This is a genomic window from Alteromonas sp. C1M14 (genome assembly GCF_018860965.1).
Lineage (GTDB): Bacteria > Pseudomonadota > Gammaproteobacteria > Enterobacterales > Alteromonadaceae > Alteromonas.
This window is the reverse complement of sequence record NZ_JAHKQF010000009.1, coordinates 90,322-105,499: the sequence shown is the minus strand read 5'-3', so window position 1 is coordinate 105,499 and position 15,178 is coordinate 90,322. Positions and strand designations below refer to the sequence as shown.

Genomic DNA, 15,178 nt, shown 5'->3' with positions numbered 1-15,178 from the left:
TAGTCATGATGAAATGGGTTCGAAACGTGGTGCAGGCCACAGCATTAAGTACCTTTGCCATGTTGCCCGCATTTGCCGATGACATGCAAGGACAGTTGGTATTACGCGCTGAATCAGATAGTGGCGAGGTAACGGGGCATTTTAACGTGCCACAAAAACGGGTGACGTTACGAATTAAGCCCCTCGCTAAAAGCGAAGCACGTATTGCGATTAATGATGAAGTGGTGTTTGACGGAACCCTCGACCCCGATGGCAACGGACAGCTCATTTTAACTGACAAGTCGGCAGTAAAGGAAGGCGACAACGCCTTGGAAATGTCCCTACAAAAAGGCAGCCTAGTGGTGTCGGTGGATTACCCTACCTTACAACCGGCAAGCCAAGAACATCGATTGTCCACTGCGCAAATGGGGTTAATACGACATGCTTTACAGCCATACATTGGCACCGACCCTAATACTTCACTGTTTCCTGGAGCTGCGGTGCTAGTGGCACAAAAAGGCGAGATCCTTTTTGCCGAAGGCCAAGGAATGCAGCAATACAAGTTGCTGGGCGATAAAAGTATGAAAGTATTAGCTTCGCCGCTAAAAACTGACGCAGATACGGTATTTGACCTCGCCTCGGTGACAAAAGTCGTGAGTACCACCGCGGCCATTATGCATTTGGTCAGTGAACGCAAAATAAGCTTACAAAGTACCCTTGGCGAATTAATACCTACCATGGCCGACACCGATAAGGCCAGCATAACGGTACAGCAACTACTGACCCACCGTGCAGGTTTGTGGCAATGGCAACCTACGTGGCTGCACAAAAAGCACAGTCGAGAATCGGTGTTTGCTTATTTGGCGGCGTTACCACGACGCTATGATATCGGCGAAAAACGGGCCTATTCAGATATTGGTTTTATGTTGTTGGGGCAAATCGTTGAGCAGGTAACGGGCGTAAAGCAGGATGAATATGTAAAGCGCGCCATCTTTGCACCCCTTGGTATGGATGGAACTACCTATAAACCGCCAGTTTCGTGGCGGGATCGTATAGCGGCTACCTCTCATGGCAACCCCTACGAACAGGGGATGGTCGCAAATGCCGAACCGTATCCTATCTTGTCGGATCCTCCCATGACCGATACCTTTATAGGTTATCGCAATTACACCTTAGTGGGCGAGGCCAATGATGGCAACGCTTGGTACGGACTAGAGGGAGTCGCAGGGCATGCAGGTTTGTTTTCCACGGTGCGTGATTTAGCCATCTATTGTCAGACGTTACTTAATGGTGGTGGGTACGGCCAGTACCAGTTGGCATCTTTTGAAACGGTGGCAGACTTTCTGAGCACACCATACGACACCAATCAAGGGTTGGGTTTTTGGCGTTACGAAGACGGAGAGGGGCGAGTCGCATACGGTCATCCCGGATTTACTGGGACACAAATTTGGTTTCGTCCTGAGGACGAGCTGATTGTGATCATGCTGACCAATCGACAGCATAATGGGTTACCGTCTTCAGGTACGTATCCGTCTGTAAAACCGGCGTGGAATGCATTACTGCAAACCATCGAGCAACATATTATTGCCCCGAGAGTTACTCACAATCAGTGATATTGTCACCGAGAAAAAAGCCAAAAAAAAGCGCCATAAAGGCGCTTTTTTTACGTAGAACTAATTTATTTGGCTTTACCTTGTTTGGCTACTGCATCCATCATCGCTTTAATGGCGGCAGGATCACCGAGGTAGTCTTTTGAAATGGGCTTTAAATTTTCGTCCAGTTCATACACCAAAGGCACACCGGTAGGAATATTCAGTTCCAGCACTTCTTCTTCAGACATGCCATCAAGATACTTCACCAGTGCCCGTAGGCTGTTACCGTGCGCCGCAATGACCACACGCTTACCATCCTGAATGCTAGGACGAATAACATCGTGCCAGTAAGGGAGTACGCGTTCAATGGTCAGCTTAAGGCTTTCTGCACGAGGTAAAATACTTGCATCCACATGGCTATAACGACGGTCGTGACCAGGAAAATGCTCGCTGCTTTCTTCTACCGCTGGTGGTGGAATGTCAAAACTTCGACGCCAGATTTTCACTTGATCTTCGCCGTGCTTGGCAGCGGTTTCAGCTTTATCTAGCCCTGTGAGCGCACCGTAATGACGTTCGTTCAGACGCCAGTGACGCTGTACTGGCAAATAGTGCTGTCCCATTTCTTCCAGCGCAATGTTAAGGGTTTTGATGGCCCGTAACAGTACAGACGTGTAAGCAATATCGAACTCAAAGCCAGCATCTTTCATCAGCTTGCCTGCGTTCTGTGCTTGCGCTACGCCGGTGTCAGTCAAATCCACATCGTGCCAGCCGGTGAAACGATTTTCTAAGTTCCACTGACTTTCGCCGTGACGGATAAGTACCAGTTTATACATAAAGGTTCCCTAAGACTTGGTGTTGAACAAAAAGTGGTAAGGCATACAGACTGCTATGCCATTTTTACATTCAAAAGTGTCGCTATCATCCTTTATTCGCGCCGAAAAATCCAGCGCCGAGCAAGAGCTAATACCAGACTGGGCTTATGATAACCGAGGTTTTGTATTGAAACCTTGGCGAATAAAACGTCAAAAAAACGTTGGTCTGAATCCTGCAATGTCCTGCACTGTACGAATAAAAAGAAAGAATATGTGGTGGTAAATAATCGACAAATGCCAGTACAGCCACAATAGAGGTGGGCGATGAGTCGCCTAGACATAGGTTAAATAGGGAGTGTAAAACAATGTGTCTTGACGTGATAAACGTAACGAAAGCTCATAAGAAACCGGTTAAATTGAAAAGTGACAGCAGGTTTGAAAAATTTGGCAGCACCAAGCAGTATCGATACAAGATGCGAGGTACCCGCACGTCTCCACTGGTCAAAAAAGCAATATCATCGGCGGCTACGTCCTAGTGACCGCCTTTGGGCTTGAAAAGAAAGGCTACAGGACGGAAAACGACTCTTTTAAACAGTTGACAGTGGCTTGGGTTTTCACTGGCATGGCTTCATGTTTGGGAGTGACGGCATAAACGCTGTAAGTGGGTACGTTCCATTCGGCAAAGATATTGACCAGTTCTCCCGACTTCAGTAGATCTCGCACTTCGGGTTCAGGTAATACTGCATACCCTAAGCCGTCACGGGTTAAACGTATTAACGCCTGCATCGCATTCACTTCAATACGAGACTTTGCCAATGTGATATTGGCTTCGTTGGGTTTTGTCAGCGTAATATTAGGCATGACACGATGACTCAAAAAGGTATGGTCCTGTAAGTCCGAGGGCGTATTTTTCTCGATTTTCGCCAATGGATGATCGCCAGCAACGCATAAGAGTAAATCCCATGTCGCCAGATGACTGCATTCGAGGTTGGCTTCGTTCACCTTTTCCAGCGAAATAGCCAAATCGGCACCGGTGGCAATCACATCCACCGAGTCGTCTGTTAACTCCAAAGCCACAGAAATTTTAGGGTAATCACTGAGCAATTTATTAAGCGGCTTGCTAAGTAGTCCACCGCCAAACCCTTCTGGAGCCGTGATTTTTAACTTTCCTGATGGAGATTCTTGCAATTGTTCAATAGCATGTTGGGCGTTTCTGGCAACTTCAAGTAACTTCATACTGGTTTGATAATAAATCTGTCCGGCTTCGGTAAGACTGATATGGCGAGTATTTCGGTTAAACAGGCTTAGGCCGGCTTCCATTTCTAATTTTCTCAGCTGCTGACTAATAGCGGAAACCGTCATATGAAGGTTTTTTGCAGCCATGCTCATATTACTAGTATGGGCGACTTCGACAAATATCTGTAAGGATCGCAAAAGCTTAGTATTCATAACAAAAGAATTTCCTTAGAAAAATCGCAGAAATGAGTTGAGAAAAAAGGAGAGTCAGTTTATCTTAAATAAAAATAATTCTCATTTCCTAGCGAACTGAATAATTCAGATTAAGGTTCAAAGGCTTTTGTGTCGATGTTCTGTCGGTCAATTCGATAGACTTTAAGACAAATAACCTACGGGTAACAGAGAGAAGGGAAAGCGTTACTTATCCAATGGGTAGGTTGCTGTGCGCGCGATTTTAAATGCATTGGAATTTAAGGAGTACTTAAATGAGACCAGAGGCCCGGTCTTTGAAAAGGCAGGCAAAACACGTTGCTGTGGTGGGTGCCATGCTGTCTTGTTCATGGTTTTCTTCTGTGACGTTAGCGCAAGGCGATGAATTGACAGTCTCTTTGCCTCGTATGTCAGTGGCTGAATACCACGCCCCTTATGTGGCAATGTGGCTTGCAAACAGTAAAGAAAAGCGAGTGAAGGATATTGCTGTTTGGTACGACATGGGTATGGAAAACGGCAAAGGTGAAAAGTGGCTGAAAGATATGCGCCTTTGGTGGCGTAGAAGTGGCCGTAGTGCAGATATGCCTATTGATGGCGTAAGCGGCGCCACCCGTCGTCCCGGCGATCATACGATAGACTTAAACGGTGTATTTGACGGTGTAGCACCGGGTGAATATACCCTCTACGTGGAAGCGGCCCGAGAATTAGGCGGCCGAGAGGTATTAAGTGTCCCTGTTACCTTGCCCGTATCATCTAAACAGCATCAGACTGCCGAAGGCAGTCACGAACTCGCTAAAATTGAATTACTTCTGGAGCCCTAAAATATGAAATTTCGCAGTCTAATTAGCACAGGTGTTGTGGCACTTTCGTTAATAGCTACGCCGGCGCTAGCACACCGAGCTTGGATTAAGCCGACAACCACGGTGGTGTCCGGCGATGATGAATGGATTAGTTTTGATGCCGCGGTAGCAAACGGTATTTTTACCCCTGATCATTTTCCCTTGTCGTTAGATTCTATTACGGTGTTGTCCCCTTCTGGTGAAGATGTCACAAAACATCATGGTCAGAAATTACGCTATCGCAGCGTGTTCGACATAAACCTAAAAGAAGAAGGCACGTATCGAGTTTTTACTGCTTCTCGTTCTATTATGGCATTCTGGAAAGACGAAAACGGCAAGCGTAAAAGATGGCCGGGGCGTGGCGAAACCGCGTCTGTGGATGAATTTGATGAGGCCGTCCCCAAAGATGCAGATGACCTTCAAGTGATAGATTCTGCCCGTAGAATCGACGTTTTTGTAACGGCAAAAGCCCCGTCTGACACCGTATTAAAGCCCACCGGCAATGGCCTAGAGCTGAATGGTGAGACCCACCCCAATGACTTATATACGGGTGAAGCCATCAGCTTAGGTTTCCTCATGGACGGTGAAGCCGCATCCAGTACAAAAGTGACCATCGTAAAAGAGGGTGAAAAGTACCGTGATACTGATGATGCCATGACATTAACGGCCGATGAAAACGGTGAGATATCCGTGTCTTTTGATGAGCCGGGAATGTACTGGTTAGAAGCTGAATATGAAGACGACAAAGCCAAAGCGCCTGCCCAACAACGTCGCGGTATGTACGTGCTTGTGATGGAAGTGCTACCACTCTAATCCCCCTGGTAAGACTCATGCCTTCGGTATGATGTAAACCTGTCTTGTTCTCGGCCACATTGTTGTGGCCGAGTTTTTTTAATTCTGCTTTTTCTCTTTTTACTTTGGCTTTCAGGTTTATCCTTACTTAAAAACTGATAAAGTAAAATTTCTTCGCTAAACAATCTAAGGGAAAATATGAAAAAAGTGATGTCTAACTGGCAACGCTTGCTTGTTATCGGTTTGTGCGTTTTTGCGTTTGCAGGGTGTACGTCTAGTCCTAATAGCACGGCAACCACCGACACCTCGGTGTCTTATCCTTCGTCTAATTATGGCCCTAAAGTTTTCGACAGCACGCCATTCACTGCTATTGTGGTGGCCTATGGCCCAGAAATGAAGGGTATATTAGGGCGAATAGATGCCGACCCAGGCGCGCAAATTACTGAGGTGGTGCGTTATAAAGGCGTAACCTATCGCATGGGGATGTATCATGACGAGCCGGTATTGGTTTTTGCCACGGGTATGAGTATTGCCAATGCCGCACTAACCATGCAAATGGCTTTTGATTACTTCCCTATTAAACAGGTGGTGTATATGGGCATTGCCGGAGCGGTCAATCCCCAATGGCAACCTGGCGATGTGATTGTACCTGAACGTTGGTATTATCATGATGAAAGTGTCTATACCAACCCCGATCCTAGCAACGATGGCGAGTATATTTTGCCAGAGTATTACGCTAAGTTTCTCGCCGAGCAGCCTGCCCGTCGTCAGGTTGATCCTCACGTACCTAAATATGAAAACTTCCAGTTTATCCATCCCGATGAAGTACTGATTATTAAAGACGGTATGGACGAACCTGAAGATACCCCTTATTTTTCTGCAACCCCAAGGCTTTTGGATGCCGCTCGAAAAGCCATGATGGCCATGCCAGAACAGCGGATTTTAGGTGAACGAAAAGCCAAATTAACCGTAGGTGGTAATGGCGTTACCGGTTCGGTGTTTCTTGATAACCGTGCTTATCGGAAGTGGACGCGAACCGTCTTTGACGCCGAAGTCACCGAAATGGAGTCAGCGGCGGTGGGGCAGGTTTGCACCATCAATGATATTGATTGGGTGATCATTCGCGCCGTGAGCGATTTAGCCGGCGGGCAAGAAGGGGTGAACGTGGAACATATCTATGACAAAGAAGTGTCACGGGTAGGAGCCAATGTGCTTTTTGCCGTTCTTGATGCTCTGGCCCGCGAGGACGACTGACCCTCCGCAACAAATAATACCTTTAAGCCACACACTTTCTATTTTGCGATTATAGAATGTGCTGTGGCTAAAGTTGACACCTTTTCTTTGGTCTTAACCTTCCCTTAACCCTCCTTTCTTTACACTGTTTCCATTTACGCTATCAGAGAACTCGAAATGAAGGCGAAATTGTCGCTAATAGCATTAACCTTGGCCGTCGTTTTAAGCGGTTGTGCGAGTCACGACGACCCGCATTACAGTGAACAGGTACAAGATAACCTAGGTGAAAATGTCGCTTGGGCAGAGCAATCCTCTGACGCCGAGCAGGCAAGCACGCTTTTACAGTTGCTGCCTTTGCCCGAGGTGCAAACCCTGATTGATGAAGCTCTGCGCAATAACCCTGGGTTACAGCAGACCTTTATCACCTTAAAACAATCCAGAATTTCTGAGACATTGGCCAACGCCGACCGCTTGCCCGATGCTTCACTTTCGTTTACCGGCGATAAAAGCAAAAACACTGACACCCAGTACACCACCTCTGTGGATGTAAGTTGGGAAGTGGACGTATGGAATAAAATTGGTAATAGCGTGAGTGCGGCGGAGTTTGCCACACAAAGTTATGGGGCGACATTTCAGTATGCACAAGCCACCCTCGCAGCCAGCGTGATGCAAGCTTATGTGGATATTATTGCTGAGCAAAAGATTTTACAGATAGAAAAGAACAAGCTTGTTGCCCTGGAAAACAGCGAGTTGGTCATTTTACAGCGGTATCGGGCAGGCTTAGGCTCACTTGATGATCTTGATACCGCCCGCACAAGTAGCGCTTCAACTAAAGCCAGTATTGCCGAATATGAAAATAATTTGGCCAATGGGGTAAGAGCCTTGGCGGTGCTATTAGGGCGCACCAGTCTTACCGTGGATGATCTCTATGTTGATGCTGACTTTCCAGCCGTGGTGCAGCCCTTGGCTTCATTGCCTAATCAAGATTTAGCCCGCCGCCCCGATCTTATTGCCGCCTACTATGACATTAAGTCCAACGAGTCCTCAGAATTGGTGGCATACAAAAATTTGTTGCCGTCTTTGTCAATTAGCGGATCTATAAGCGATAGCGGTGACACACCGGCCCTTTCTTTACTTAAAGATCCTGTTTGGACATTACTTGGTGGCATCACAGCTCCCTTGTTTCAAGGTGGAACGTTGCGAGCAAACCTAGCCAGTGCTGAACTCGACACGTTAAACAGCTGGTGGGCGTATCAAGAAACCTTATTAACCGCGGTGCAAGAAGTGCAGGCAACTCTGGATCTTGAAAACAGTTACCAGGTACGCCAGCAGTACATACAACAGGCTTATGAGAATGCTAAACGCAGTCAGGACAACTATTCGAGCCAATACCGTCAGGGCCTAGCTGACGTTCTCGATTTCTTGTCGGTAACACAAACCACCTATTCGCTAGAAGCCCAACTAGTGGAATTACAACGCAATCAATTATCAAACCGCATCGATTTAGGTCTTGCTCTCGGCCTTGGAGTTTCCTCATGAGTCAGCAACGAAAAACTATTCTTATTACTTGTCTTTCTGCTATCGCTATTGTGTTAGCTGTGTATCTCGTCGGCGGCAATACGTCCGATGAAGGACCAATGGGCAGGATGCCAGGTGGCGATAGACCCGCCGGGCAAAGACCTTCAGGAGATCGCCCCGCCGGTAATCATCAAGGCGGCGAACGGCCGGAAAGAGAACGTTCTGGAGACGATGCAACTCGGCAGAGACCATCAGAGAGTAGCGCCACGGCCTCCAGAGATTCTGCCAAAACTCAGTCTTCAACGAGTACCTCTTCGGTGCCGGAAATCGGCGTGGTGTCGGTGGTGAAAAAATCCCACCAAGCCTTAGTGACCGGTTACGGTGAGGTTAGCCCGCAGTTTGAGTTGACCTTATCAGCATTGGTTTCTGGTCGTATTCAGTCGTTGGATACTCATTTTGTCACAGGGGCAAGATTTTTAGCAGATGAAGCCTTGGCAGAGATTGATAATACCGATTACCTACAAGCTGTGGCAGAAGCGCAAGCAGACTTAGAAGACGCGAAAGTGGCGTTAGAAGAAGAACGTCTTCAAGGTCAACAGGCCATGTCAGAATGGCAGCGCTCTGGTCTAGATGGTGAGCCCGCTTCTGAACTGGTGTTACGCGGTCCACAATTGGCGGCAGCTCAAGCCACCTTAGCCGAAGCCGAACGTGCGTTAGCACAGGCACAGCGGGATCTAGGTTTTACGCAAATCACCGTGCCTTTTAACAGCTTAGTGGTAAGTCGTTCTGTGCAACCTGGTAGTTTTGTACAAGCCGGAGATGACGTGGCAAGTCTATATTCCACTGACATCGCTGAAATTGCTATTCCGCTTTCTGCCAGTCAATGGCAAAACCTCAAACCTGCTGAAACCTTAAACACCTCTCCTTGGGCGGTGACCCTTTCAGATATGGACAATACGCATATCTGGCATGGTGTGGTTCAGCGCATAGAGCAACACCTTGATACGGCGTCTCGTCAGCGCAATGCCATCGTGCAGATAGAAAAGCCATTGGACCAAACCGCCCCGCTTTATTTCGGTACTTATGTGACTGCAACCATTGCCGGTAAAACCTGGGATGATGTTTGGCAAATTCCGTCATCGGCAATTTCGCAGCAGCAAGAAGTCTGGTTTGTGCGCGATGACAATACGCTGGATAACTTTACCCCAGATGTGTTGTTTATGAAAAATGGCAATGCGTATATTTTGCCAGTTGAAGATATGGACAACGTGAAAATTGTTGCCCGTCCTCTAAGCAGTTACATGGTTAACATGGCGGTGTTGCCAATTGAGGAGAGCTTCGATGGAGACCGATAAAAACGGCATCATCGGTTGGTTTGCCCGCAATTCCGTTGCTGCAAATTTGCTGATGCTGGCCATGATTGTGGTGGGGATTGCGTCGTTAGGGGAACTGCGCAAAGAAGCGTTCCCGAGTTTGGACCCACGCTTCATTAATATTTCCATGACCTACGATAGTGGTGATGCGGTGCAAGCCGAAGAAGGCATTGCCATCAATATTGAAAATGCGCTGGAAGCCGTACCGGGTATTAAACGTATTACTTCTACCTCTACCGCCAGCGGCAGTAACGTACAAATTGAAAAAGAAAGCGACTACGATTTAGATACCTTGATGGCGGATGTGAAAAACGAAGTCGACAGTATCTATAATTTTCCGTCTGATGCTGAAAATCCAATTATTTCCAAAGGCCGCCGGCAGGATCATGTGATTTGGGTCGAGCTTTATGGTGATACGGACCATGGTACCTTGCAACAATTGGGACGGCAGCTAGAACGAGAACTGTTAGCAAAAGATGGCATCCGGGATGTGAGTACACCTAACTTCACTGATCCTATGATGTCTATCGAAATTGATGAAGCCAAACTGCAAGCGTATGGCCTATCTTTTTCAGACATTGCCGATGTAATCAACGATGAATCGGCGACGGCGTTAACCACCAGTTTACGTAATGAGGAAAAAGTCATTCGACTTAAGGCCTCAGAGCAAGCTTATTACAAGCAGGATTTTGCCAATATTCCGTTGCTTGCCAATGATAACGGGACTTACCTTACCGTGGGTGATGTTGCGGTGGTAACGGATATGTTTGCCGACGATAGCTATACCTTGTCCAGATACAATGGGGTTAACGGCTATGGTATTGAAATTCTCATGGATGAAAATGGCGATGTGGTAAACATGGTGGAACAGGCCCAGGAAGTCGTGGATTCATGGCATGAACGGGGGTTGTTACCCCAAGGCGTTGAACTTGAGACCTGGTACGATCGCAGCACTTTGATCACGGACCGCTTGGCACTGTTAACCAAAAATGCGGTTTCTGGGATCATCTTGGTATTTATTACCCTCGCCATCTTTTTAAATGTGCGAGTGGCTTTTTGGGTGGCAGCGGGTTTACCGTTTATTTTCTTCGGTACGCTGTTTTTCATGACCGACAATTTTGCCGGCCTTACCATCAATGAAATGACTACCTTTGGCTTCATTATGGCGCTGGGGATCGTGGTGGATGACGCCGTTGTGGTGGGGGAAAGCGTCTATGCCACACGACAGCGATACGGCGACACACTGAACAATACCGTAAGAGGGACACTGCGGGTGGCGGTACCCACGTTATTTGGTGTATTTACCACTGTGGCGACCTTCTTTGCACTGTCTAATGTGGAGGGTAACCTAGGTAAGTTGTATTCTCAGTTTGGTACCGTGGTGACTATCTGCTTGTTGTTATCGGTGGTGGAATCCAAGCTAATATTACCTTCTCACCTAGCCCATTTACCTACTCATCGTAAACCGAAAAAAGGGCTTGCCGACCTGTGGGGGAAAGTACAGCGCGGAGCCGACAGAGGCCTAATGGGCTTTAATTTACGCATTTATCAGCCAGCCTTACGTAAAGCGATTCGCTATCGCTACGGGGCCGTCATGCTCTTTGTTGCTTTGTTTGTTTTAGTTATTGGTATGCCACTAAATGGTATGGTCCGAGTAGGATTCTTCCCAAGCATGCAAGGCGATACTGTATCGGCAACCCTATCGTTGCAAAGCGATGCTAGTTTTGGTCAGACCGCGAAAAACTTAGAGCGTTTAGAAACTACGCTTAATGAAGCGGACCAGCAACTGATGGAAAAAGTGGGCAAAGAGGGCACGGGTATTGGCAGTTTGCAGGTAACCGGTTCTGGCGATCAAAGTGGTAGTCTAACTGTTGCCTTGGCCGAAGACATGCCTTACTCCCTTGATGAGTTGGCCAACACCTGGCGTGAGCTTGCGGGCTCGCCGGAAGGGGTTAAACAATTAAAGATACAGTCGCGCCGTGAAATGGTGGACGCTTTTAATGTGGAATTAAAAAGTATCAGCGACGACACGCTAGAAGCCGCAGAAGCGGCCTTCACCGAAGCGCTAAATAATATTGATGGCGTGTATAGCGTTGAAAGTTCGCTAACACCGGGAGAGGCCATGCTGCGTTTTGAGCTTACTCCTCAAGGACGGGCGTTAGGTATGGACACGTTGAGTTTATCTAAACAACTGTTGCGGGCTTTTGGTGGTGAAATCGTTCAGCGTTACTTACGTAACAAAAACGAAGTGAAAGTACGAATTCGTTACCCAGAAGAATCGCGCTCAAATCCTGCAGATATTCTTAACGCACGGGTTCGGTTAGACGACGGTACGGTGGTTCCCCTTGATGTTGTGGCTCGAATCATTCCTGATACCCAGCAAAAAGAAGTGGTGCGCATTGATGGTTTACGGGCCATTACAGTGACCGCATCAGTAGACAGCGATGTTATTACTTCTACCGAGTTGGTGGCGAAATTGAATGAACAATTAGTGCCTAAGTTGTCACGTAATTATTCTGATCTTTCAATGTATTTTGCTGGCGAAGCCGAACAACAAGCTGAAACTCAAAGCTCGATGGAAACGGTGTTTATATTGGCCCTTATTGCTATCTATGCATTGTTGGCCATTCCGCTTAAATCCTATATACAGCCCCTGATTATTATGACCGCGATCCCTTTTGGTATCGTGGGAGCCATACTTGGGCATTGGAGTAATGGCTTAATGCTGAGTATCCTTTCTCTGAACGGCATCCTGGCATTGAGCGGGGTGGTGGTGAATGACTCCTTGTTGCTGGTTTCTCGCTATAATGAATTACGTCGACAGGGGGGCGAGGTTGTGGAGTCCATTGTGGAATCTTGTGGCAGTCGTTTACGGGCGGTATTGCTTACCTCGGTAACCACCTTTGTGGGTTTGTATCCCATTTTAGGTGAAACCTCCAAGCAGGCACAGTTTCTGATCCCCGCCGCGGCTTCTTTGGGGTATGGTATTTTGTTCGCTACTGTGATTACCTTACTACTTATACCCGCGCTCATTCTCATTAATGAAGATATCAAATCATTACTGAAAAAAGGTCTTAGAAGGGTGCTTCGGCAGACTGGAGGGGAAGATGACCACATTACTGCTGGTTGAAGATGACTTGGACCTTGCAGGCAATATCATCGATTATTTGTCCTTGGAAGAATATACCTGTGACCACGCCAGCAATGGCGTGGCGGCGCTGACATTCTTGTCGCAAAACCGCTATGCCGTGGTAATTTTAGATATTAATCTGCCGCGGTTAGATGGGTTGTCTGTGTGTGAACGTATTCGCGCCGAAGGTAATGACACGCCGGTGATCATGCTCACTGCCCGAGATCGGCTTGATGATAAACTCGCCGGGTTTGCCAACGGTGCCGATGATTATTTGGTAAAGCCCTTTGCCATGGCTGAATTAGTGGCGAGAGTACAAGCTTTATCGACTCGGCGTAGCGGACAGGTTCGCCAGTTATGTTGTGGGCCTTTGCAAATGGATGTGAAAGGGGGAGTGCTGAAACTGCACGACCTACCCGTAAAAATTAGCCCCACGGCTCGGGTGATCCTTGAACAGTTGATGCGAGCTTACCCTTCTCCAGTTAGCCGGGATGCGTTATCAGAAGCCATTTGGGGAGAGGAAGTGCCAGATAGCAACAGTTTGAAAGTTCATATTCACAATGTGCGTAAAGGCTTAGGCCGAGAGTGTGGTGTGGATGTGGTGGCGCTGTCAAAGCAAGGGTTTAAACTCGTAATAGAGCAGGAATAATTATGGTTCGCGCCTTTAGCTTAAGTCTTCGTCGATATGTCATTGCTGCCCTGTTTGTCGTGGGGACATCGATGACGGTGGGCTTTTCGTTACTGGCAATGAACAATTTCTTTGAAGGGATGGATGGCATGATGCGAGGCACCATGCTCCATACGGCCGAAGATGTAGCGGTTAAGGCTGGCAACCCGGTAAACATACTCACCTTTACTATCGTGGGCGATTGGAACGATTTTCCTGATGAAGTCACCCGGCACTTCGACCCGAATCAGCTACAGCCGTTTAAACTGGAAAAGTATATCGAGCGCGACTTTATTTTTCTTCGTCCCAAGCGGGCGGTGTTTGTGTTGTCCATCGTTGACCGCGATACCAATGAGCGTAAATATATTGCCCAGGTCTTTTCTCGCACTAAACGGGCAGGGGACTCAAGGTATATGATGTCCCACGAAGGCTGGTCGTTGTTAATTGGCTTAGGTGTCCTTGTGACATTTTCATTGTTGCTGTTAGTGTTGATGCGTTCCGTTTCAAGACCGGTAGAACGATTACGGCAATGGGCCAAAACGTTAGATGAAAATACGTTGAGTAAACCCACCCCTAATTTTAAGTATCAGGAACTTAATGAATTGGCGGAGATTGTTCATGCGAGTTTACAGGATGTCCGCAAAACCCTTACCCGAGAGCGTGAGTTTGTTAGCCATGCAAGCCATGAGTTACGCACACCCATTGCAGTAATACGCTCTAGCGTCGAATTACTGCATAAATTTCAAGAGAAAGGGCCGGGGATGGGGGGCAATGCCATCAGACGTATTGAACATGCTTCTCATACCATGACAAATCTCACCGAAACCTTATTATGGTTAGGAAGAAACGACACCGATAATCTGATCAGCAAAACCATACAGCCGGGCGCCCTACTAACGGAATTGGTGGATGAACTTGGGTACTTGCTTACCGGTAAACAGGTGACAATAAACATAGATACCGATAACACCGAAATCTCATTACCAGCGACGGCGACTCGAATCGTGCTTGGCAACTTAATACGCAATGCCTTCCAGCATACGCAGCAAGGTAGCGTGCAGATAATCCAATCGGGCACGGAAATCCGTATTATCAATGACGATGAGCTAGGTGACGATGACACCCCTACCGATAATGAGCACTCGGGTTATGGTTTAGGCTTGCAGCTGGTGCACCGAATTACAAAGAAACTGGGTTGGGGTTATCAGCAAGCGTTTACCGCTACAGGCTGCCAAGTGAAAATTGTATTGCAAGCTTCTGAGTAAACCTGCTGTGCTATAGTGTTGCACTGACTTTTAGTTAACGTGGCGAAAAGTGTGAAAACAGTCAGCCTGTTTGTTGATGTGCAAAATGTGTATTACACCGTAAGAAGCGGTTTTAAACGCCACTTCGATTACAATCGGTTTTGGGCCATGGCCACTATGGAGCGGCAGGTGCTTAATGCTTCTGCTTACGCCATTGACCGCAACGATGAAAAACAAAAGCAGTTTCAAAATATTCTACGTGCCATTGGGTTTGACGTGAAATTAAAACCCTTCATTCAACGGGCCGATGGTTCAGCGAAAGGCGATTGGGATGTGGGGATCACCTTAGATGTGATGGAAGCGGCCGCTGTATCGGACATTATCGTATTAGTGTCTGGCGACGGTGATTTTGATTTGTTAGTACAAAGAGCACAACAATTACATGGTTGTGAGGTGGAGGTTTACGGGGTTGAAAAGCTTACCGCAGACAGTTTAATTCGCTCTGCCAGCCGCTTTATCCCCATACGAGATAACTTGCTGTTGTAACAATAAT

General features: G+C 47.3%; 12 protein-coding genes. 10 read left to right on the top strand and 2 right to left on the bottom strand.

Annotation, left to right across the window (positions count from 1 at the left end):
* Positions 1-5 precede the first annotated feature (5 nt).
* Positions 6-1,592 (top strand): serine hydrolase, encoded by a 1,587-nt coding sequence (locus KO501_RS08075; RefSeq protein ID WP_216029148.1) that lies wholly within the window; start codon positions 6-8, stop codon positions 1,590-1,592.
* A 65-nt stretch (positions 1,593-1,657) separates the two neighbouring features.
* On the opposite strand, the gene gpmA is transcribed toward KO501_RS08075, so the two are convergent.
* Positions 1,658-2,404 carry a 2,3-diphosphoglycerate-dependent phosphoglycerate mutase gene (gene gpmA, locus KO501_RS08070; protein WP_216029147.1) on the bottom strand — a complete coding sequence of 249 codons (747 nt, stop codon included), beginning with the start codon at positions 2,402-2,404 and terminating at the stop codon, positions 1,658-1,660.
* 543 nt (positions 2,405-2,947) lie between these two features.
* Positions 2,948-3,832 (bottom strand): LysR family transcriptional regulator, encoded by an 885-nt coding sequence (locus tag KO501_RS08065; RefSeq protein WP_216029146.1) that lies wholly within the window; start codon positions 3,830-3,832, stop codon positions 2,948-2,950.
* Positions 3,833-4,104: 272 nt separating this feature from the next.
* Between KO501_RS08065 and KO501_RS08060 the strand changes: the two genes are divergently transcribed.
* The 9 genes from KO501_RS08060 to KO501_RS08020 all read left to right on the top strand — a co-directional run bounded on the left by KO501_RS08060 (position 4,105) and on the right by KO501_RS08020 (position 15,171).
* The gene (locus KO501_RS08060) at positions 4,105-4,650 is read left to right on the top strand and encodes a DUF2271 domain-containing protein (protein WP_216029145.1); all 546 of its coding nucleotides are present in this window, start codon (positions 4,105-4,107) and stop codon (positions 4,648-4,650) included.
* A 3-nt stretch (positions 4,651-4,653) separates the two neighbouring features.
* Complete coding sequence (locus tag KO501_RS08055) at positions 4,654-5,481, top strand: DUF4198 domain-containing protein (RefSeq protein ID WP_216029144.1); 828 nt, start codon at positions 4,654-4,656, stop codon at positions 5,479-5,481.
* A gap of 177 nt (positions 5,482-5,658) precedes the next feature.
* Entirely contained in the window at positions 5,659-6,714 is a 1,056-nt protein-coding gene (locus KO501_RS08050; RefSeq protein WP_252728263.1) for a 5'-methylthioadenosine/S-adenosylhomocysteine nucleosidase, read from the top strand.
* Positions 6,715-6,870: 156 nt separating this feature from the next.
* A complete protein-coding gene (locus KO501_RS08045) occupies positions 6,871-8,232 on the top strand; it encodes a TolC family protein (RefSeq protein ID WP_216029143.1) in 1,362 nt (453 codons plus the stop codon).
* A complete protein-coding gene (locus KO501_RS08040) occupies positions 8,229-9,566 on the top strand; it encodes an efflux RND transporter periplasmic adaptor subunit (protein WP_216029142.1) in 1,338 nt (445 codons plus the stop codon). Before KO501_RS08045 ends, KO501_RS08040 begins: the two co-directional genes overlap by 4 nt.
* Positions 9,553-12,714, top strand: a complete 3,162-nt coding sequence (locus KO501_RS08035; protein ID WP_216029141.1) for an efflux RND transporter permease subunit — start codon at positions 9,553-9,555, stop codon at positions 12,712-12,714. Before KO501_RS08040 ends, KO501_RS08035 begins: the two co-directional genes overlap by 14 nt.
* Complete coding sequence (locus KO501_RS08030) at positions 12,692-13,363, top strand: response regulator transcription factor (protein ID WP_216029140.1); 672 nt, start codon at positions 12,692-12,694, stop codon at positions 13,361-13,363. The genes KO501_RS08035 and KO501_RS08030 overlap by 23 nt, the downstream gene beginning before the upstream one ends.
* A 2-nt stretch (positions 13,364-13,365) precedes the next feature.
* Entirely contained in the window at positions 13,366-14,646 is a 1,281-nt protein-coding gene (locus KO501_RS08025; protein ID WP_216029139.1) for a HAMP domain-containing sensor histidine kinase, read from the top strand.
* A 51-nt stretch (positions 14,647-14,697) separates the two neighbouring features.
* Positions 14,698-15,171: an NYN domain-containing protein gene (locus tag KO501_RS08020; RefSeq protein ID WP_216029138.1), complete on the top strand. Its 474-nt coding sequence runs from the start codon at positions 14,698-14,700 to the stop codon at positions 15,169-15,171.
* Positions 15,172-15,178: the final 7 nt, after the last annotated feature.

Excerpts from the sequence above, each read along its gene's own strand:
- KO501_RS08075 (WP_216029148.1), top strand. The coding sequence starts at position 6 with ATGATGAAATGGGTTCGAAACGTGGTGCAGGCCACAGCATTAAGTACC.
- gpmA (WP_216029147.1), bottom strand. The coding sequence starts at position 2,404 with ATGTATAAACTGGTACTTATCCGTCACGGCGAAAGTCAGTGGAACTTA.
- KO501_RS08065 (WP_216029146.1), bottom strand. The coding sequence starts at position 3,832 with ATGAATACTAAGCTTTTGCGATCCTTACAGATATTTGTCGAAGTCGCC.
- KO501_RS08060 (WP_216029145.1), top strand. The coding sequence starts at position 4,105 with ATGAGACCAGAGGCCCGGTCTTTGAAAAGGCAGGCAAAACACGTTGCT.
- KO501_RS08055 (WP_216029144.1), top strand. The coding sequence starts at position 4,654 with ATGAAATTTCGCAGTCTAATTAGCACAGGTGTTGTGGCACTTTCGTTA.
- KO501_RS08050 (WP_252728263.1), top strand. The coding sequence starts at position 5,659 with ATGAAAAAAGTGATGTCTAACTGGCAACGCTTGCTTGTTATCGGTTTG.
- KO501_RS08045 (WP_216029143.1), top strand. The coding sequence starts at position 6,871 with ATGAAGGCGAAATTGTCGCTAATAGCATTAACCTTGGCCGTCGTTTTA.
- KO501_RS08040 (WP_216029142.1), top strand. The coding sequence starts at position 8,229 with ATGAGTCAGCAACGAAAAACTATTCTTATTACTTGTCTTTCTGCTATC.
- KO501_RS08035 (WP_216029141.1), top strand. The coding sequence starts at position 9,553 with ATGGAGACCGATAAAAACGGCATCATCGGTTGGTTTGCCCGCAATTCC.
- KO501_RS08030 (WP_216029140.1), top strand. The coding sequence starts at position 12,692 with ATGACCACATTACTGCTGGTTGAAGATGACTTGGACCTTGCAGGCAAT.
- KO501_RS08025 (WP_216029139.1), top strand. The coding sequence starts at position 13,366 with ATGGTTCGCGCCTTTAGCTTAAGTCTTCGTCGATATGTCATTGCTGCC.